The sequence below is a fragment of the Paenibacillus sp. AK121 genome, from assembly GCF_019042715.1.
GTDB lineage: Bacteria > Bacillota > Bacilli > Paenibacillales > Paenibacillaceae > Paenibacillus > Paenibacillus polymyxa_C.
The window spans coordinates 382827-402016 of sequence record NZ_JAHPJM010000003.1 but is presented as its reverse complement, the minus strand read 5'-3'; the positions used below and the strand labels follow the sequence as shown (position 1 = coordinate 402016).

Annotated in this window: 19 protein-coding genes; 13 read left to right on the top strand and 6 right to left on the bottom strand. The window is 44.5% G+C overall.

Annotation, left to right across the window (positions count from 1 at the left end; translation table 11 throughout):
- Positions 1-49: 49 nt before the first annotated feature.
- Complete coding sequence (locus KSP24_RS08225) at positions 50-907, top strand: GRP family sugar transporter (protein WP_216974882.1); 858 nt, start codon at positions 50-52, stop codon at positions 905-907.
- 127 nt (positions 908-1034) lie between these two features.
- On the opposite strand, the gene KSP24_RS08220 is transcribed toward KSP24_RS08225, so the two are convergent.
- On the bottom strand, positions 1035-2339 hold the full coding sequence (locus KSP24_RS08220; RefSeq protein ID WP_216974881.1) for a DNA polymerase IV: 1305 nt from the start codon (positions 2337-2339) through the stop codon (positions 1035-1037).
- Between the two features lie 180 nt (positions 2340-2519).
- On the opposite strand from KSP24_RS08220, the gene KSP24_RS08215 reads away from it, so the two are divergent.
- Positions 2520-5045 carry a transglycosylase domain-containing protein gene (locus KSP24_RS08215; protein WP_216974880.1) on the top strand — a complete coding sequence of 842 codons (2526 nt, stop codon included), beginning with the start codon at positions 2520-2522 and terminating at the stop codon, positions 5043-5045.
- Between the two features lie 175 nt (positions 5046-5220).
- Here the strand turns inward: KSP24_RS08215 and KSP24_RS08210 are convergent, their stop codons facing one another.
- Positions 5221-5634, bottom strand: a complete 414-nt coding sequence (locus KSP24_RS08210; RefSeq protein WP_013371828.1) for a YhjD family protein — start codon at positions 5632-5634, stop codon at positions 5221-5223.
- Between the two features lie 304 nt (positions 5635-5938).
- Between KSP24_RS08210 and KSP24_RS08205 the strand changes: the two genes are divergently transcribed.
- Positions 5939-6865, top strand: coding sequence for a DMT family transporter (locus KSP24_RS08205; protein ID WP_040103421.1), 927 nt, complete (start codon positions 5939-5941; stop codon positions 6863-6865).
- A 420-nt stretch (positions 6866-7285) separates the two neighbouring features.
- Positions 7286-7990 (top strand): YitT family protein, encoded by a 705-nt coding sequence (locus tag KSP24_RS08200; protein WP_058829783.1) that lies wholly within the window; start codon positions 7286-7288, stop codon positions 7988-7990.
- Positions 7991-8198: 208 nt separating this feature from the next.
- Here the strand turns inward: KSP24_RS08200 and KSP24_RS08195 are convergent, their stop codons facing one another.
- Complete coding sequence (locus KSP24_RS08195; protein ID WP_013371825.1) at positions 8199-8396, bottom strand: DUF2188 domain-containing protein; 198 nt, start codon at positions 8394-8396, stop codon at positions 8199-8201.
- Positions 8397-8548: 152 nt separating this feature from the next.
- On the opposite strand from KSP24_RS08195, the gene KSP24_RS08190 reads away from it, so the two are divergent.
- Positions 8549-9352, top strand: coding sequence for a lipid II flippase Amj family protein (locus KSP24_RS08190; RefSeq protein ID WP_216974879.1), 804 nt, complete (start codon positions 8549-8551; stop codon positions 9350-9352).
- 94 nt (positions 9353-9446) lie between these two features.
- On the opposite strand, the gene msrA is transcribed toward KSP24_RS08190, so the two are convergent.
- Positions 9447-10418, bottom strand: coding sequence for a peptide-methionine (S)-S-oxide reductase MsrA (gene msrA / locus KSP24_RS08185; RefSeq protein ID WP_013371823.1), 972 nt, complete (start codon positions 10416-10418; stop codon positions 9447-9449).
- Between the two features lie 181 nt (positions 10419-10599).
- A complete protein-coding gene (locus KSP24_RS08180) occupies positions 10600-11217 on the bottom strand; it encodes a TVP38/TMEM64 family protein (protein ID WP_216974878.1) in 618 nt (205 codons plus the stop codon).
- Positions 11218-11570: 353 nt separating this feature from the next.
- Between KSP24_RS08180 and KSP24_RS08175 the strand changes: the two genes are divergently transcribed.
- The 5 genes from KSP24_RS08175 (at position 11571) to KSP24_RS08160 (ending at position 15929) form a co-directional block, all read left to right on the top strand.
- Positions 11571-12260: a TerC family protein gene (locus KSP24_RS08175; RefSeq protein ID WP_017427476.1), complete on the top strand. Its 690-nt coding sequence runs from the start codon at positions 11571-11573 to the stop codon at positions 12258-12260.
- 162 nt (positions 12261-12422) lie between these two features.
- Positions 12423-13367 (top strand): Gfo/Idh/MocA family protein, encoded by a 945-nt coding sequence (locus tag KSP24_RS08170; protein ID WP_216974877.1) that lies wholly within the window; start codon positions 12423-12425, stop codon positions 13365-13367.
- A gap of 55 nt (positions 13368-13422) precedes the next feature.
- The gene (locus tag KSP24_RS08165) at positions 13423-13743 is read left to right on the top strand and encodes a hypothetical protein (RefSeq protein ID WP_058711552.1); all 321 of its coding nucleotides are present in this window, start codon (positions 13423-13425) and stop codon (positions 13741-13743) included.
- Positions 13744-13841: 98 nt separating this feature from the next.
- On the top strand, positions 13842-14120 hold the full coding sequence (locus tag KSP24_RS25610; RefSeq protein WP_013371818.1) for a hypothetical protein: 279 nt from the start codon (positions 13842-13844) through the stop codon (positions 14118-14120).
- A gap of 324 nt (positions 14121-14444) precedes the next feature.
- Positions 14445-15929, top strand: a complete 1485-nt coding sequence (locus KSP24_RS08160) for an alpha-N-arabinofuranosidase (RefSeq protein ID WP_216974876.1) — start codon at positions 14445-14447, stop codon at positions 15927-15929.
- A gap of 84 nt (positions 15930-16013) precedes the next feature.
- On the opposite strand, the gene KSP24_RS08155 is transcribed toward KSP24_RS08160, so the two are convergent.
- Positions 16014-16832 carry an AraC family transcriptional regulator gene (locus KSP24_RS08155; RefSeq protein ID WP_016822319.1) on the bottom strand — a complete coding sequence of 273 codons (819 nt, stop codon included), beginning with the start codon at positions 16830-16832 and terminating at the stop codon, positions 16014-16016.
- Between the two features lie 307 nt (positions 16833-17139).
- On the opposite strand from KSP24_RS08155, the gene KSP24_RS25220 reads away from it, so the two are divergent.
- Genes KSP24_RS25220 through KSP24_RS08140 form a run of 3 tightly spaced genes read left to right on the top strand, consistent with a single transcriptional unit; the run spans position 17140 to position 19162 of the window.
- Entirely contained in the window at positions 17140-17286 is a 147-nt protein-coding gene (locus KSP24_RS25220) for a hypothetical protein (protein WP_233902221.1), read from the top strand.
- A gap of 33 nt (positions 17287-17319) precedes the next feature.
- A complete protein-coding gene (locus KSP24_RS08145; RefSeq protein ID WP_058711549.1) occupies positions 17320-18087 on the top strand; it encodes a sugar phosphate isomerase/epimerase family protein in 768 nt (255 codons plus the stop codon).
- Positions 18080-19162, top strand: coding sequence for a Gfo/Idh/MocA family protein (locus KSP24_RS08140; RefSeq protein ID WP_216974875.1), 1083 nt, complete (start codon positions 18080-18082; stop codon positions 19160-19162). The genes KSP24_RS08145 and KSP24_RS08140 overlap by 8 nt, the downstream gene beginning before the upstream one ends.
- Positions 19163-19190: the final 28 nt, after the last annotated feature.

Here is a 19190-nt window from a genome sequence, read left to right as displayed (position 1 = left end):
TTTTAAAGGATTGCACGGAAGAACTCACTTTACGAGAGGGGAACTGCATGTGGATACACTCATTGCCTTTATTCCAGCCATAGGCTGGGGATTCATGCCAATACTGGCGCAACTGACAAAAGCCAGTCCTCGCGAGCAACTGATGGGGACGGTCATCGGTGCCGTATTGTTCGCACTGTGCCTGTATTCGTACTCACCTGTTAACTTTCAAGTCACACCATTTATTGTGAGCTTTGTCTCTGGTGTGTTTTGGTCCGTAGGACAGTTGCTTCAATTTCAAGTTTTCCAGAAAGTAAGCGTTTCAACGGCCATTCCTATTATTTGCGGGCTGCAACTCATGGGAACGACGCTTTTTGCAGCACTAATCTTGGGCGAATGGACGACTAGGTACCAAATTGGTATTGGATCAGCAGCGCTTATATTTATTTTGTGTGGCATCTTGCTGACGAGCTATCAGGGGAGATCAAGTGGTTTGTCCAAGCCCTTGCCCCTTCAAATTCTTGTCATGTTGGTTTGTTCAGGTATAGCCTTAACCTTGTATGTTATTATTAATCAAATCTTTCATGTCTCCGGTCTGTCGGTCATCTTACCGCAATCACTTGGCATGTTGTGTTCAGCGCTTTTAATGAACTGTAAGGGAGGGCAGAAGCTCCATCTGGTTCAGGTGCTGCGCAATTTGTCTACGGGTTTGTCGTGGAGCGTAGCGAATTTGGCGCTATTTATTTCGAATGGGCTTATTGGGGTCGCTGCCAGTTTTCCCATCTCTCAGGCGAGTATCGCCATCTCCTGCGTTGGCAGTATTCTGATTTTCAGGGAAAAGAAGAGCCCGGGGGAATGGCTTCGTCTATTGGCTGGCATTATGGTAATCATGGTCGGAGTGGGATTGATTAGCCTGGTCAAGCTCTGAGAATATTCAGAATTAAGAACTGTACATGCAGTACGGCTACAGATGGTTAGGGTATATGAGTCGATGATTAAATAGATTTGTGTGATCCAGAATCCTTTCAGGTTGTACAGTAAATCTATTTAATGTCTTACTTATAATGCCCCCCAATCTTCCTGGATCTTTCCAGGGCCTGGCCGACATGAGTGAGGGAGGAGGCTCTTACGATCGCCGTATTGCCGTAGCGCTCCTTAATGCTGTCGGTGGCTTTCTCTAGGGAGCGTGCCCGTTTCTCATCTTCAAAAAAGGAAACCTGGTACGTTTCCGCATCCATTAGACTGCTTAGGCTAACGCCCAATCGCCTTACCGGCATGCGATCCCAAAATTTATAGAAAATTTCCTTGGCGGCTTTGTAAATTTTATTCGTGTTGTTAGTCGGATCGGGCAGCTTCATCTGGCGCGAAAACCCGGTCGGCGACTCAAACGGGCTGCACATGCAACTGACAGTAACGACATACCCCATATACCCTTTGCGCCGGCTGTCTTGACATACTTCCTCGGTGAGCTCGAGCAGAACGGTTTCCACTTCCGCAGGCTGGAGATAGTCTCGGGGAAGAGTCATCATATGACCGATGGATTTAGGAGGTGTCTCAAATGTTTCCGGCTTAACCGGGCTATGATCGATCCCGTTAGCAGTTCGCCATATCACCTCTGCCTGTATGTTGGACTGTTTGCCGAAATGAGAGCGGAATCTGTCCTGAAGCCGGGGTAAGGGAGTACGGGCGATGTCCCCAATGGTATACAGTCCAAGCCTCTCCAAATGTCGTTCCATACGCGAACCGATACCGAACATAAGACGTACTGGTTGGGGCCACAGCAAAGTTGCAATGTCAGACGCAGGCAACAAGAAAATGCCGCTGTCATTTTTTTTAGCCCATATATCTGTTGCGGTTTTAGCCAGCATTTTATTGGGACCGATACCAATTCGAATCCATACTCCTGTTTGTGCGAGCACTTTCTGCTGAATTTCACTTGCAATGCTCATCGGATCTCCGAACAGGGAGAGACTTCCGCTCATATCTAGAAATTGTTCATCAATGCTGAAAACCTCAACCAAATCCGTATATTCATTATAAATTTCTGTTATTTTTAATGAGACATCGATATAATGCTGCATGCGCGGGCGTACAATGATAAGGTCAGGACATTTTTTTACAGCTTCTCCCAGACGTTCTGCAGTGGATATACCAAGTTTTTTTGCCAGCGGACACGCAGCTAAAATAATGCCTGAACGAAGTGCAGGGTCACCGGCCACAACGAGCGGCTTATGTTGGTAAGTGGGATTATCCGCTTTTTCGACGCTGGTGTAAAAGCTTTGACAGTCCGCTAGAAATATGGTTCTACTTCCACGCTCCTTCACAATGTTGGTCTCCTTCCCTGATATGTAATTGATCATATTCCAAAATATTCTTGAACGTATACTCTTATAGTAGTATTATATACAGAACAAGTGTTCCTAATACAAATGTATTTTTTGGAACATTACAGTTTACGGGAAACCTAGCATGGCGTATCATATTATCTTGAACAAAAACAAGTGGAAATGAATGAATATTGAGGGGAGAAAACCATTTTTATGAACCCAAAACGTCGACCATCATCTCAAAAACGCAGTAGGTGGCGCATTTTTGGCAGAGTTTTGCTGATTAATATCAAGTGGTTCTCGCTTGCGGGTGTACTTGGAGTGCTGTTTGCCGGAGGTCTTATATCCGGTTATGTGGCGGCACTGGTTCATGATGAACCTGTACGATCACGTCAATTGATATATGAAAAGGTAAATGAGAATGCTCTGACCAGCTTTGTATTTTTTAATGATCAGGTAACTCCGGTTGGAAGAATGCGCATGGAGGAGGACCGACAGCTCGTTGACCTGAAGGATGTTCCTCAGTCCATTGTGGATGCCCTCATTTCAACGGAAGACAGCCAATTTTATGAGCACGATGGTGTAGATTTAAAGGGGACGGCTCGTGCTGTCAAGCAGAAGCTTTTGAATGAAAACCGCCAAACTGGCGGCAGCACACTGACACAGCAGGTAGCCCGAAGAGTTTTCCTGAGTCTGGATAAAACGGACAGCCGAAAGGTGAAGGAAATGCTGCTGGCACTACGTATGGAGCGTTTTATGGGCAAAGACAAAATATTGACGGCTTACTTAAATAAAATGCCTTTTGGTAATGGTTCCGCTGGTTACAATTTGTATGGAATCAAGTCTGCTTCGTTAGGGATTTTCAATGTAAGTGACCTACATAAGCTTCATATTGCTCAAGCGGCTTATTTGGCAGGTCTTCCACAGCTGCCATCTGTTTATTCCGCTTTTGATGGTAAAGGGAATTTTGATGAAGAAGGTTTCAATAAAGCGATGGAGCGCCAACGCGTTGTGTTGGGAAGAATGCTGGCAACAGGCAAACTCACGCTGTCCGAATATAACGAGGCGCTTCAATTTGATGTGAGAGCGACTCTTGCACCGCATCGCGAAAAAAGCTATAACACATTCCCTTATTTGATGCTGGAAACAGAGCGGGAGGCCGCACAGTTGTTAGCACTCCAGCAAAATCCGAATCTCACGGCAGCCGAGATTTCTAAGCCTGAGCATGCTGAACTTCTTCAAAATACGCGAGAAGAGTTGCAACGATCCGGCTATCGAATTTATACAACGATAAATAAAAAAATTTATAGCAATATGCGGCAGATTGCAGCCAATCCACAAAATTTTTCTCCATATAGTAAGAAGAAGGGGCTAGAACAGATTGCAGCAATCATGATTGATCATAAGACAGGGGCTATCCTCGGTATGATCGAGGGCCGGGATTTTAATACCGAGCAAATGAACTATGCAACTCAAATGACACGTCAGCCCGGTTCTGCCATGAAGCCTATTGCTGCTTACTTACCTGCTTTGGAGAAGGGCTACACTCAGCCCGCCGGTCTTATTGATGATTCACAAATCATATTGAAAGACGGACGTAAGGGTTATCATATTCCTAAAAATTATAACAGAAGGTATGGAGGGCTTATGACAGCCCGTGAAGCACTCAATCGGTCAATCAACATCCCTGCACTGAGGCTGTTTTTATATGAAGTTAAAATTCCAAACGCTTGGAATTTTGTGCGTTCTCTTGGAATTACAACGATTCAACCACAGGATGAACATGCTCAAACAGGAGTGCTAGGTGGACTTAGTAAGGGGGTATCCGTCGAAGAACTGACCGCAGCATATGGGACAATTCCCAATATGGGCGTGTATAATGCCCCTCACTTGATCAGTAAAATTACAGATGCCAACGGTAAGATTGTATATGAATTTAAACCACAGACAAAGCGTGTATATTCACAGCAAACCGCATTTTTGATGACGGATATGCTCAGAACCGTTATATCAGACCCGAGAGGAACTGGCAAACGTCTGCAAAAAGCTTTTAAAAGCTACGGTACCATTGATATCGCGGGTAAAACGGGTACGACACAGAACTTTGGTGATGTGTGGTTTATGGGATACACACCTGACGTTACGCTAGGCGTCTGGGCTGGTTATCGCCAACAGGTTAATACATTATCTCAAGAAGGTCACACCAGAGCACAGTCTGTGTGGGCACTGATCATGAATGAGGCGGTCAAGGACCAGCCTGAGCTTTTTAAGAATAAGCATTTTATACAGCCGGAAGGCGTTGTGAAAGTTACGGTATCTAGTCTTACAGGTAAACTGCCAGGGCGTTATTCCCGCCAATCGGGTCACCTCGTGACTGACTGGTTTAACCAAAAGTATGTGCCGACCGAAGTCGGAAGAGAACAGCTTCCACGTTCTGCTAGACCAGTAGTTCCGTCCAAACCAGAGGTCAAGAAAGAAGATGTCCCTGAGGTTAAGGTGCCTGCAACAGATCAAGAGGAGGTTCCACCAGAGGAAACAGCTCCTGCTGTTCCTGACACAGATGCAGAGATCGAACCGCTTGATGAGAATAACGATGTGCCATCAACAGATACATCGCAACCTTCTATTGAAAACGAACCGGAGACACCTTCTGAATCAGAGAACCAGAGTGGTGCTCCAAAAACTCAGCCTGACGAGGTTATCTATCCTGAGCCAACGGCTGATCAATCCAACAACTAAGCAACACGGCGATCAGTCTGTTGTAATTATGAGTAGAGCCAGCATTTTATGCGGCTCTGCTCTTTTTTTTCATATTTTAGATTTCTCCTTTTTGAAAATACGAGCCAAATTATTTGCTATGTAACCAATGGGCTTTAAAATCTTCTCTTTGTTTAGGCAAGTAGGCAAGGCGAGATTATAAGGGGGCATAGTCTTGGGTCAGATCAATTCCCAGGTAGTATCCGAGTTTACGCCGAACCTCACTGCGGGCAAAGGATGAAAGCATGAAAAATCGCCTTTGGTAACCGCGGCATACATACAAAACCTCTACGCCTTCATGATTTCGGATTTCGCTGTATATTTTCACTCCCTGTCTTTTCATTCGCGCTTTTGTTTCTGCTAATTGAACAGTTATGCGCTGTTGTACTTCAGTCAGGCTACGAATATACAAATCGGGCATTTTTAGAGGAGAGATATTCATAATACGAATGTCTCGTTCCAACACATCTAGCACAAGAGTTAGAAGTACACACATCTTGATCAGTCCTGCGTCTTCTTCAGAAGGCAAAGGAGCTTTATGCTTGTTATCAAGTACCTTTTTGTTTGTCATAAATATCTCCTTTACTTGGAGTAAAATTACAATATATAATAAGTATATAGAACACACGTTCTGTATATACCTCATCATAGAGATTTTTCTATTGCCAAAGCAATCATCAATTATTGGAAAAGGGGCAGGGAGCCCTACTTCCATGTGCCATTGCCTAAAGGTTCTTTCGTATATGACCGATGACAGTCAAACAGAGTTTGTGTTAAGCTGATGGATAAAAAACCTTACATAGAAGGGGATAGTGTTCTGCTAGCGGTCATTTTTACTATTTAACTTAAGAAAGTAGAGAAAGAAGGTTTACATATTGTCACGTTCGTTATATGTAGCTTTATTATTGTTGAGCCTTATTTGGGGCGGTTCCTTTATGTTTATTAAGGTGTTATTGCTACATCAAGTAGGACCGTGGACCATTGTATTTCTGCGCTCCAGCTTTGGTCTTATTTTTATCGTCTTATTAATGCTTCTTATGCGTAAGCCGTTTAAAATCAAAAGCATTCCGTGGAAATCGGTTATTCTGGTAGCATGTGTAAATATGGTTTTACCATGGACGTTGATTGGTTTTAGTGAAACCAGAATAGCTAGCAGCATGGCTTCTGTATTAAATGCCACTACGCCAATATGGACGATGTTGGTGGGTCTTGTCTTCTTCGGAGCTGTATTTCATCGCCTGCAGTGGTTAGGAATGGGTCTCGCTTTTATAGGAATTGTTATTTTATTAGGTATTAATCCTGCATCTATGATTTCTGTTGATCCTGTAGGTTTTGGATGTATGCTGCTTGCGACTCTCTGCTACGGATTTGGAACACAGCTCTCCAAACGTTTTCTCTCCAATCTTTCTATGTATCAGGCTACCTTTGCGACACTGTTTGGTGCGGCAGCAGGGGGTGGTATTATGATGGCAATAGTAGACAGACCAGATTTGTCGATCGTTTCTGTTCCGGGAGTATTGGGTTCCCTAATAGGACTAGGAGTTTTGGGTTCAGGGGTAGCATATATCTTGTTCAACTATATGATTTTGCGCGGGAGTGCGGAATTCGCTTCTTCGGTAACGTATTTTGTACCAGTGAGTGCCATCGTATGGGGCTTTTTACTTCTGAATGAGCATATCGGCTGGAACGTGCTGACCGGGCTGGTTCTTATACTCGGGGGCGTCTTTATGGCCAATCAGCGCAGAACAGCCAAACTAAGGGTAATAGCTCCAAGTGAAAATAAAACACACTCAGGTCATTAAGTGTGTATTCGCCAAACCTTTGGTATAATGCGTCAACTCGCACATACAATAAAGCATGCTCACACATAAAATAAAATATGGTGCAGCAAAAAAGCAAGCTGTTTAGCAGGTGACAAGGTGTGGTATAATAAATTATAGAATTATATGCACCACAGAAATGTCGGAGTTTTATTCCACAAAAGAAAGGATCAGGATACCATGTGTCCCCGAAGGATACTTCCCCAAAGGACGATTTGGAAACGATTTGATCTGTCTTATACTTAGCTTTTCCGCGGAGTAACGTCAAGTTGCGAAAGCCAACTCTGCGGAAGAGGGGATTGTACATGCGAAGGACCAAGTCCTCCAGGCACATCTTACCAGGTTGCTTCCGTAAGAGTGGGTTCATCCACATCAAACTTACGAGAAACCGAGGGAGCCTGTATGAGGAAAACTTACGAATTTATCGTGAACAATGGAGCACTGAGACAGATTGCTGTCATGTTGCTCGGAACATGCATTTTAGCTTTTACGTACTATCACATTAATGCCCAGAATCATTTATCAGAGGGCGGATTTGCAGGCTTAGCTTTGCTGGGTCATTATGCGTTTGGCATATCTCCAGCATGGAGTATGCTGATGCTTGATGTTCCCGTCATATTGCTAGCATGGGTACTGAAGGGCAAAAGATTTATGATGCTAGCATTAATCGGAGCCGTCGCCTTTTCACTGTTTTATGCAGGATTTGAGAAATATTCGACTCTGGTTATAGACCTGCATGGAAATCTGCTAATAGCAGCTCTACTTTGTGGGGTGCTCACAGGTTTAGGAGCCGGAATCGTACTGCGATTCGGTGGAGCAACCGGGGGCGATGATATTTTGTCGCTGCTAATCAGCGAGTGGCGCGGATGGAAAATCGGCAACGTGTTTATCGTCAGTGACATCATCGTACTGGGATTATCGCTGTTGTATCTGCCTGTGAAGGAAACAATGTTTACAATACTGGCTGTGTGGCTTGCCGGAAAAATAATTACATGGACGACCACGTTCCAATTGCACCGACCTGTGAAAAAGGTACTGCCAGCGGCTATTCCCGCTAAAAAGGTAGTTGCCAAAACAGTGCCGGTCGTCCACAGCCTTCGTCAATAAGGAAAGGGTGTTACGTCAGGAGAGAAATCTTCTTACGTAACACCCTTTCGCTGTATTTAGCTTCATCAGAAAGGCTTTAAAGTAGAATGGATACGCCCGTTCTGTTTATGAATATTTGCAGGAATCTATTGCTATTCTACAAATCTTTGAGCTTCGTCCACCGATTCATTTTTGTATTTAAAGGTTGAAATGGGCTGTTCGTCTCTCTTCATTGATTGCTCGGCGATTCTCGTGCGGCTGGATGATTATCGTTCCATTCCTCAGCTTGAGCAGTGGCAATCGCAATCGCACGCCCTTCTTCATAGCCTTCGCGGAGTAGAGCGTTAGCGATATCAACGGCTTTTTCTCGCACACGGGGTTCTAGATTTTTCATGGATGGCGGGTAATCATGTTTGTTCCAAGGCATGGTTGCACACTCCTTTTTAGCAGGTGATGTATTATGTATTACCCGTTGTCGGCTTAGACTAACAAAAATTAGAGTAATGAATATATTGTAAAATTTATCTTAAGAAAAAGCGTATAATGGTGTGCAGAATACCAGAAAAAGGAGTGAAACATTTGCTTGCCTGGGGTTTCGTTTTTTTACTAACCATCATCATTCATACTACCGATAGCTTGTCCTATGCTCTTCGGCTTGGTGGTTTGCGAGCACGTCGGATTGGATTGGCATTAACCGTGGCCGGAATGCTGCTGTTGGTTTCACGTACCTCCAATATGGCACAGGGACCTTTACTTGGAGGGATGGTCGATCAGGCTAAAGAGGCAGCACAATTGGGCGGAACGGATATGAGACTGGAACTGTATATGCACGGGGTACTGCTGGCCGCCACCGTTGGAACTATGCTTGCTATATTACTGTATCCAACAGTGGTACGCATGTCAGCCAGATGGATTGTACATTTGGAGCATACTGGATCTATACCGGCTCTAATGCGCCATTTAATAAAGCGAAATCGCTGGAAGCATGCAGGCTACTACATAAAGCGCCCTAGCTGGTCCATGTTTACCTCCCTAATCAGTGGAGTGATCCCCAAGCGTCTAATTATTTTAAATATTGCCGTTACCGCAATTTATACAACCGGAGTGGTATCTGCCTTGTATGCGTCATTCCTATGGCCCGCTCAAGGTACGGCAATGTCAATGTCGTCAGGCTTAATCAATGGTGTCGCGACGGTATTGTTGACCTTGTTAATTGATCCAAGATTGGCGGTGTTGTCAGAAAAAACGTTACGAGGGGAGCTGCCCCTAATCCGAATGAACAGCGTGTACGGATGGATGATCATCTCGCGTTTGGCAGGAACTTTATTAGCTCAGCTATTGCTGGTACCGCTAGCCATTTGGCTTGGGTGGGTGATGAGCTAGATCAGTAGATGCGCTACCATATCAAAAAAAAGGCTGACCCGTGATCATCGAATACAGATAGATTCCGGGTCAGCCTCGTTATTTTTACGGCTACTTACTTTTCAAATAATGACTTATAGGCTCCATATCCTTCACGCTCCAAGTCTTCCTGAGGCACAAAGCGGAGCGCGGCAGAATTGATGCAATAACGCAAACCCTCTGGACCTGGACCATCATCGAATACGTGCCCTAAATGGGAATCTGCTTCGCGACTTCGGACCTCGGTACGAATCATGAAATGGCTGAGATCGGTCTTTTCTTTGACATTGTAACTGCGCAACGGACGGGTAAAGCTAGGCCAGCCGCAACCCGCATCATATTTGTCCAGTGAACTAAACAAAGGTTCTCCTGATACGATATCCACGTAAATGCCTTCAGCTTCATGATCCCAAAACTCATTTTGAAATGGGCGCTCGGTTGCGTTTTTTTGTGTTACTTCGTATTGAATAGGCGTCAGCCGATCTTTAAGATCGGATTTATCAATCTTGGCAGACCAATTTTGCTCAATAAAATCTTCACGTCCTGAGCCTTTGCGATAGCGTTTGTAGTGAGCGGGGTTCTTCTTATGATAGTCCTGATGATATTCTTCTGCTTCATAAAAAGTTGCCGCAGGCAGGATAGATGTAGCAATGGGCTTGTCAAAACGGCCACTTTGAGCGAGAGCTTCTTTGGAAGCCTCTGCCTTGATGCGTTGTTCATCATTATGATAGAAAATAGCCGTTTGGTAGGATGAACCTCTATCGTGGAACTGTCCACCTTCATCCGTTGGATCAATCTGTTGCCAAAATAGCTCCAACAGTTTTTCATATGGGAACACTTGAGGGTCGAATGTAATTTGTACGGCTTCCACATGTCCCGTTGTTTCAGAGCATACCTCTTCATAGGTAGGATTTTCGGTATGTCCCCCTGTATATCCAGATCTAACCTTCAAAATACCGGGCATTTCCTCAAAAGGGGAGACCATGCACCAGAAGCAGCCACCCGCAAAAGTTGCCTTTTCTACCGTATTTGGATTGTTGGTGCTCATATTTTATCACTCCAATCTGAGAATGTTTAATTAGTTGTTATTTAAATAGCTTACAATTAAATTATATACGGGATTTTTGCAAAATCCAACGAAACACCAGAAAGTACTCAGTTGCGTAGCTGTAGTGTGTCCCAAAAACTGCAATGAAACATTCTACAGAAGCGGCACAAACTCATTAGTGTTATATTTTGTTGACGCGCCTAACTCTTTTTCTGTAAAGTACAAACCCTCCACCTACCAGTGCAGTATATAGCAGCAAAATAAGCAAACCCGTGATTGGGTGTTCCGCAAAGGTACCGCCTGCATAAGCATACACTGCAATTGCGGGAAGTTTGCCGATCGCTGTACCTAGCATAAAGCTCCAAAATGGAAACCCTGCTACTCCGGCATATACATTTACAGCTGCCTGAGGAATGACTGGAATCAGGCGAGCCAGTAGCACAGCAATAAAAGGATCTTTCTCCATGACCTGATTGAAGCGCTCCAGTACGGGAACACGCTCCAAATATGCACGTCCTTTGTCACGGAACAGGGTACGTACAGCACTGTAAACGACCAACGCAGCCAAAGTAGTGCCAAGCCAGCAAATCAAAGCACCTTGCCAGGCTCCTGCTGCATAAGCAATGGAAGCGATAATCAGCTTGTAAGGGATAAACGGAATTAACGCGAATAAAAATGCGAGCAATAGCAGAACCGGAAAGGAGGTTTGCTTGTTTGCCCAGGCGAGCCAATCATATCTGTAGATAAACGCGATGCAGAGCAGCGAAACATAAGCCGCGGGGAGTAACCATTTTTTCATTTATATACCTCTTTCAATATCCCTGTTCGGCTTATTGCTTATACAGAAAAAAATAGGGTTCACATTCCCAAAAATGTATGCTATACTGCCACTAACAGAATAGTTCCCAAAGGGGAGTAGCTCAGCGAGTAAAGTCGTCATTACGGGATTCTTAATCCCCGGCTTTATTGGCAACGTAATGTTGTAAGCGAGACCTTTGCCAGGATTTTAGGAATCCGGGTAAATGGTCTTTTTTTGATGCCAAAATTGGGTCAAGCGCCGTTTCCGGATTCCGCGAAATGGCGCTTTTTTTTAGTATAAAGCGCTGAACTATGTACAGTATAACAAATAAACAAAGAAGGTGGGAGAAACGTATGGATTTTTTGTCAATTGAGTTTTTAACCGCATTATTGTCCATTATTATCATTGATCTGGTGCTAGCTGGTGACAATGCGATCGTAATTGGCTTGGCAGCGCGGAATGTTGATAAGGCCAATCAAAAGAAGGTCATTATCTGGGGAACGGTCGGAGCAGTCGTCATTCGTGTGATTGCTACAGTGCTGGTCACATACTTACTGCAAATATATGGATTGCGGTTGGTTGGGGGGCTGGCCCTTATCTATATCGCCTATAAGTTGTTGGTCGAAGAGAAAAAACATGAAATTTCAGCTACAAATCAGATGTGGGCAGCGATTCGCACCATTATTATTGCGGATACCATGATGGGACTCGATAATGTGCTTGCTGTTGCGGGAGCCGCTCATGGAAATATGCTACTGGTTATTCTAGGTCTGGCAATCTCCGTTCCGATCATGGTGTGGGGAAGCACGATTATTCTGAAACTGACAGAACGTTACCCAGTAGTGATCACGATTGGAGCCGCAGTATTAGCGTATACCGCTGCTAAAATGGTGGTGGCCGAGCCATTAATTGCACACTGGTTCGCAAATGGAGTCGTTAAATACGGTTTTGAAGTCTTGATTGTAGTTCTGGTTGTAGCCATCGGGATGCGTGTTAAAAAAGTAAAAAGTGAGAAAACAAAAAAAGAAGCGTTGCACGCATAAGCTAACTTATATTGAAGTAATCTGGCTGAAGCTGGATACTCAAGTCTTAGAGGCTGTTCCTCAGATCCATCTGGGTCAGGAGCAGTCTCTTTTCTTTGCTTGTCAGCGGACTTCCATGTAAACTAGACAACAGATGAAATGAGTGATTAGAGGTGGAACGATATGGACAAGCCAATCAAGACAAGAATAGCTATTGCAGGATTAGGTGGAATCGCTCGTAAAGTGTATCTGCCGTTACTGGCTGCACACCAAGGCGTAGACATTGTAGGAGTGATGAACCGTTCACAGGAGCCGGTCAGTTCTACTATGGAGCAGTATAGACTACCAAGAGGAACGACGGACGTGAAGGAAATGCTGGCATGGGAGCCGGAAGCTGTATTTATACATGCGGCCACCGAAGCTCATTTTGACCTAGTTATGGCGTGTATTGAAAAAGGGATAGCGGTGTACGTGGATAAACCATTGTCCTATGATGTTCGTCAGAATTTGGAAATGACTGCTTTCGCGGAAGCACAGGCTGTACTGCTGGCGGTAGGTTTTAATCGACGTTTTGCTCCGCACTATATGGCTGCAAAAGCTTGGCTAGAGGAAGTGGGCGGTTTCAGTCAATGTGCGGCGATTAAACACCGAACTGGATATGATCGTAGATCGGCGACACAGACGGTTTATGATGATTTAATTCATATGCTTGATTTGCTACTGTGGCTGGGTGGCGATAATTATGAGCTACTGCAAAGTAGTCTGGATACAACAAGTGAAGGATATATGGACGCTGCGTTCGGGACTTTGCGTTTGGGAAATGCCGCCGGTACATACAGTATGAGCAGACAGGCAGGAGCTGACATAGAGAAGCTGGAGCTTCACGGGGCAGGACGGTCTGTTGAAGTCACGAATATGGAACAGGCTATTTTCATGCAAAAAAATAATTTATCACGAACGCAAACTTTTGGAAGCTGGGAGACAATATTGGAAAGACGTGGATTCGCCGGGGTGGTGAATCATTTTCTGGAGCATATTCATCGTCCGGAGGAGTGTGCTATACAAGCTGGAAAAGTGTTGGAAAGCCATATGCTAGCGGAAGAACTGATTAGTGGTTTGAGTGATTAATATCGAACCATGATGATCCAGACATCAAGAATTAGGTTGAAGGAGAAATGTATCAATGGAAGAAGACAACCGCGGTAAACAGGTAGAAGAAGCCATCATTGAAAATTATAAGCAAGAAGAAGATATGATGATCCTTGTGTTTGCTCAATGGTGCATCAATAACGACTTGGAGCCAGAGGAATTATATCGTGCAGCGTATCCGCAGCAGGATAGCAACGAGCGTCTGCTGCGAATACGCAAGCTGACTGTATCGCGCGAAGAAGCAGGTGATATTCCGCTGGATACGGTATTAGGGGTGCTGTCCATGTTCGGAAATGAGGACTTGGCGATGGTCGTATCCGAGGCGGCCGCCCAGCTCCCGTCGGAACGGAAATAAGTCCACCTATAATAAAGCATCTGGCAAAGTCATTCGTGGCATCGTGGAAATAAACTGTTTTTACTGAGGATATTGTTGATCGGGAGGGTAAGCTGACGATGGAAGATATACCTGTGCCCAGTACTTGTAAAGGCTGTGAAAGAGATATCGCTTTATCGGAAGAGCAAATTACCAGAATTCTTAACAATATGAGACCCAAAATGGATTGTGTAAACGATGAAGTATACAAAGCCAGACTGTTGGCCTGTGCACAATGCGATGAGTTAATGTCCGGTCACACATGTGGCATTAGTGGAAGTATTGTTCGTATACGTGCCTTGGCAGTAACTCAAAATTGTCCCAGCTACCATGGTTCACGTTGGCAAGGATCAGCTTGAGAAATGCAAAGCCCAGACTCAATTAAATCTGAGATTACAGGCTAAAGTAGTCATCCCCTGGTCTGCCTTAATGGCAGACCTTTTTGGTTTGCTTGGACTTTGTTGTTAGCAATTGACAAATTGTAGACAATAAAATATATTAAACACGTAAAATGTTTTTGTTTAATTATTAATATTTATATTAATAAAAGGATTGTTAGGTGTGACAATGTGTAATATTAGAGTTCGAAAAGAGAACGGTAGTGTGAGTGTAATTTATGCGATTATGAAAGCGTAATCATTTTTGTGATGCTTCAACAATTTTAATGTTTGGGAGGTTTTGTGGTGAAGGGTTCTATTATTGTAAATACCGATTGGGAACAGGGCGTTATTAATAAAAATATTTATGGGCAATTTGCCGAGCATCTTGGACGATGCATTTATGAAGGTTTATGGGTGGGACAGGACTCTCCAATCCCTAACACTGACGGAATTCGAAATGATGTGGTGGAAGCGCTCAAACAGCTGAACATTCCTGTGCTGCGTTGGCCAGGGGGCTGTTTTGCCGATGAATATCATTGGAAAGATGGGATCGGACCGAAAGAAAACCGCAAAAGAATGGTAAATACGCACTGGGGCGGTGTGGTTGAAAATAACCATTTTGGTACACATGAGTTTTTCCAATTGTGTGAGCTATTGAATGCAGAGCCGTATATCTGTGGGAATGTAGGCAGTGGTACAGTGCAGGAAATGTCGGAGTGGGTAGAGTACATGACCTTTGACGGGGAGTCCCCTATGGCTGCATGGCGTCAGGAAAACGGTCGTGAGAAACCATGGAAGCTCAAATATTTTGGAGTTGGTAACGAAAACTGGGGTTGTGGCGGTAACATGCGCCCGGAATATTATGCTGACCTGTATCGCCGCTATCAGACATATGTCCGTAACTATGGAGAGAATCGCATTTATCGAATAGCTGGTGGGGCGAATGTGGATGATTATCGTTGGACCGAAGTACTGATGCGCGAAGCCGGGCACCTTATGGACGGTTTGAGTCTACACAACTACACAATACCGGGGAGTTGGGAAGGGAAACGACACGCAGTCGGTTTTGATGAAGCAGAATGGTTTGAGACGATGAAAAAATCATTGCACATGGATGAATTGATTACTCGCCACTCTGCCATTATGGACCAATATGATCCTGACAAACGGGTTGGGCTGATCGTCGATGAATGGGGAACTTGGTTCCTGACCGAACCAGGTACCAATCCTGGCTTCCTGTATCAGCAAAATACGATGCGGGATGCGCTGGTAGCCGGACTACACCTGCACATATTCCATAATCATCATGATCGTGTGCAGATGACGAATATTGCTCAAATGGTCAACGTTTTGCAAGCGATGGTTCTAACTGAAGGCCCTGCTATGCTGTTGACCCCGACATACCATGTATTTGAAATGTTCAAAGTGCATCAGGATGCACAAGCACTGGCTATTCATGCGAAGGTAGGCAATTATAAGTATGATGGAGACTCCATCCCACAAGTAAGTGTGTCCGCCTCTAAGGCTCAAGATGGCTTTATTCATATAAGCTTATGCAATGTCCATCCGGGCGAATCGGCAAATTTGAGCCTTGAGCTAAGAGGGATCGAAGAGGTTAAGAAGATCAATGGTGTTGTCTTAGCCAGTGACGATATGCAGGCACATAATACATTTGATCAGCCAGAGCGTGTGAAAAAGGAAGCCTTTACATCTTATCAGCTGCAAGGTCAGCATTTGGATGTTACACTGCCACCGATGTCGGTTGTGATGCTGACAATCGTTCCTTAAAAAATTAGATTGTGGTATGTAAGCAGCACCCGTTAAATGATTTGTTAGAAAAAAGAGAGCGTTCAGGGGAACGCTCTCTTTTTTCTACAATTGCTCGCGGTGTATCATTCTGAATTCCTTGGGCGACATACCAAAGCGGGAACGAAATACACGGTGAAAGTATGTGTAGTTTGCAAATCCTGACGATTCGGCGGCTTGTTCCAGTGACATGGGACTGAAAATGATACGCTCCCTTGCCATGTTGAGCCTGACGTCCAGTGTGTACTGCATAATGCTCGTATCGAACGTTTCCTTAAACAGGTGTACCGCTCGGGATACGCTGATCCCGACGTGCGAAGACACGTCATCCAGCTTAAAATTAGATGATGCATTTTCTTCAATATAATTTTTTATCTGATAAGCAAGATAGTTATGATGAGTAGCAGTGGGCTGCTCGGATAGTATACGGTCAAACTCCAAACATAAAATGCGTATGTAATAGCTTGATATTTCCGGGTAAGGATTAGAAATACGTCGCTGCTCCAACACGAGCTGACGAAATAGGCCAAGCAGGGCTTCTGTGAGCTGAACCTTAATTCGGTTGGGACGTTTGTGATGATTCCACCACTCATCTACCCAGGGGCCACCGAAAAAAATGTGATAATCCCCACTTTCTACAACCTGCTCTCCCATGGGGTTCAACTCACTGTGAATATCCAGTTCATAAGGCTCGGTCGGATTGAACAGCAGCAGATCACCTGCCTCAATCCGTGTCATTTTCCCGTCAATGCGTGCTTGACAGCGTCCATCTGTTTGCAGACGGAATAAATAATTTTTGATTCCATCAGGCTGGTTCGAATAAAAGGGCTTACGGTGGAAGGAATAGCCTGCGGTAAGAACCTGGCAAGGCTCAATGATAGACATGATGATGACTCCTTTTGGGCATATGGCTGTTTCAAATATTGACCAGATTGTTCATGTTTTAATCATATTATTCATTTTAAACGAAAGCAAAATAGAATACCATGTGAACTGTAAAGCTTACATGTTAGATGAGAAAGTACATGTTAGAGGCCAAGGAGTGTGAAGACGTAAAACGAATAAGGCCGGGATTATCAGCTGTGGTAACACTAGCTCGGTATATCTTAAAATTCTCCAAACCAACCCGCCCTTTGAAGTAGTGACCTTTGGTGATCTATTGAATGGAAGGGCCAAGGAGAGGGTCGATAAATTGAGTGTTGTAAACGTATACAAAGTGGATAGATCGATGCTTCGGCCTGAGATGGAGTTTGCATTTTATCTGCCGGTACCTGGCTGCCAGGCACTGCAGATGTGCGATACCAGAGGCGGGCAAGCAGGTGTAATGGAACAGATATAACGAAAATTCATCCTAACGAAGAGGTGAAGGGGATTGACTAAAGTAGGATTACAATTATACACAGTTAGGGAAGAGCTTGAACAGGATTTTGAAGGCACATTGCGCAAGGTAGCTGAGCTGGGCTATAAAGGGGTTGAGTTTCATAGCTTCTTTGGGCGTAGTGCCAAGGATGTCAGGGCGCTTTTGGATGAACTAAATCTGGAAGTTGTCGGAACTCATATACAATACAGCCGCTTGCTGCATCATTTGGATGAGGAAATTGCATATCACAAAGAATTGGGTAACAAGTACCTCATTGTTCCTTATTTAACCGAAGAAGAGCGGGAGTGGGATGACCTTTTTGTTAATCTGAATCGTATTGGTAAAAAAGTAAAGGAGCATGGGTTGATACTGGCTTATCACAATCATGATTTTGAGCTAACAGAGAAAATCAATGATCGCCCGGTATTCGATGCTTTATATGATGCGGTTCCCGATGATTTGTTACAGGTCGAAATGGATACTTGTTGGGTATACTATGGGGGCTATGATCCAGTGGAATACATCGGACGATATCGTGGACGCCTGCCTATCATTCACTTAAAGGATATGGCACGCGACGAGCAGCAAAAAGCAGTTACTGTAGAGTTAGGCCAAGGAGAAGTGCAGCTTCAGACCATTACAGATGCCGCTATTGAAGCAGGTGTGGATTGGGTTGTTGTGGAACAGGATTTCAGCTCAAATCCTCCAATCGAAAGCATTGAAACCAGTATGAAGTGGCTCCAACAATACGCAGCTCAGGGAGGAAATATTCATGTCTAAAACACTTAAGATCGGGATTATCGGTTGTGGGGGCATTGCTAACGGTAAACACTTACCGAGTCTTGCCAAGCAAAAGAGAGCAGAAATCATAGCTTTCTGTGACATTATACAGGAACGTGCTGAAGAGGCTGCTGAAAAGTATGGTGTTGAAGGATCACAAGTTTACAGTGATTACCGTCAGCTGCTAGAAAATAAAGACATTGAAGTTGTACATGTATGTACCCCTAACGACTCGCACTCGGAAATTACGGTAGCGGCGCTTGAGGCAGGTAAGCATGTGCTATGTGAAAAGCCGATGGCTAAAACTGCTGAGCAGGCACGGGAAATGCTTGATGCGGCCAACCGTACAGGCAAAAAGCTATCCATTGCTTATCAAAATCGTTATCGTGATGACAGTCTGTATCTGAAGCAATTGGTCGAGCAAGGAGAGCTTGGTGAGATTTATCTTGGTAAAGCCATTGCTCTACGCCGCCGTGCGGTTCCCACCTGGGGAGTGTTCTTGGATGAAGAGAAACAGGGTGGTGGCCCGCTGATTGATATCGGCACACACGCACTTGATTTGACACTCTGGCTGATGGATAATTACAAGCCTAAAAGTGTACTAGGTTCAACCTTCCATAAGCTGGGAGATCGAAAAAATGCAGCCAATGCTTTTGGACCGTGGGACCCAGAGGAATTTAAAGTAGAGGACTCAGCTTTTGGGTTCATCACCATGCAAAATGGAGCTACGATTGTATTGGAATCCAGCTGGGCATTAAATGTTGTAGAGTTTGGTGAAGCCAAGACGTTGTTATGCGGTACCGAAGGCGGAGCAGATATGCAGGATGGATTGCGCATTAACGGAGAAAAGAACAGCCGCTTGTTTGACACTAAAATAGATCTGAATGCAGGAGGAGTGGCCTTTTACTCCGGTGAAACGGAAAATGAGGCAGACCGTGAAGCCCGTCTGTGGATCGAATCTATTTTGGATGACAAAGAACTCCTTGTGAAGCCGGAGCAGGCACTGGTGGTTACTGAAATTTTGGAAGCCATCTATGAATCGGCCCGTACAGGAAAAGCAGTTTATTTTGACTAAGCCTTGTAATGATCCCGAATAGACAATC

Excerpts from the sequence above, each read along its gene's own strand:
- KSP24_RS08220 (WP_216974881.1), bottom strand. The coding sequence starts at position 2,339 with ATGATCAATTACATATCAGGGAAGGAGACCAACATTGTGAAGGAGCGT.
- KSP24_RS08215 (WP_216974880.1), top strand. The coding sequence starts at position 2,520 with ATGAACCCAAAACGTCGACCATCATCTCAAAAACGCAGTAGGTGGCGC.
- KSP24_RS08210 (WP_013371828.1), bottom strand. The coding sequence starts at position 5,634 with ATGACAAACAAAAAGGTACTTGATAACAAGCATAAAGCTCCTTTGCCT.
- KSP24_RS08200 (WP_058829783.1), top strand. The coding sequence starts at position 7,286 with ATGAGGAAAACTTACGAATTTATCGTGAACAATGGAGCACTGAGACAG.
- KSP24_RS08195 (WP_013371825.1), bottom strand. The coding sequence starts at position 8,396 with ATGCCTTGGAACAAACATGATTACCCGCCATCCATGAAAAATCTAGAA.
- msrA (WP_013371823.1), bottom strand. The coding sequence starts at position 10,418 with ATGAGCACCAACAATCCAAATACGGTAGAAAAGGCAACTTTTGCGGGT.
- KSP24_RS08180 (WP_216974878.1), bottom strand. The coding sequence starts at position 11,217 with ATGAAAAAATGGTTACTCCCCGCGGCTTATGTTTCGCTGCTCTGCATC.
- KSP24_RS08175 (WP_017427476.1), top strand. The coding sequence starts at position 11,571 with ATGGATTTTTTGTCAATTGAGTTTTTAACCGCATTATTGTCCATTATT.
- KSP24_RS08170 (WP_216974877.1), top strand. The coding sequence starts at position 12,423 with ATGGACAAGCCAATCAAGACAAGAATAGCTATTGCAGGATTAGGTGGA.
- KSP24_RS08165 (WP_058711552.1), top strand. The coding sequence starts at position 13,423 with ATGGAAGAAGACAACCGCGGTAAACAGGTAGAAGAAGCCATCATTGAA.
- KSP24_RS25610 (WP_013371818.1), top strand. The coding sequence starts at position 13,842 with ATGGAAGATATACCTGTGCCCAGTACTTGTAAAGGCTGTGAAAGAGAT.
- KSP24_RS08155 (WP_016822319.1), bottom strand. The coding sequence starts at position 16,832 with ATGTCTATCATTGAGCCTTGCCAGGTTCTTACCGCAGGCTATTCCTTC.
- KSP24_RS08140 (WP_216974875.1), top strand. The coding sequence starts at position 18,080 with ATGTCTAAAACACTTAAGATCGGGATTATCGGTTGTGGGGGCATTGCT.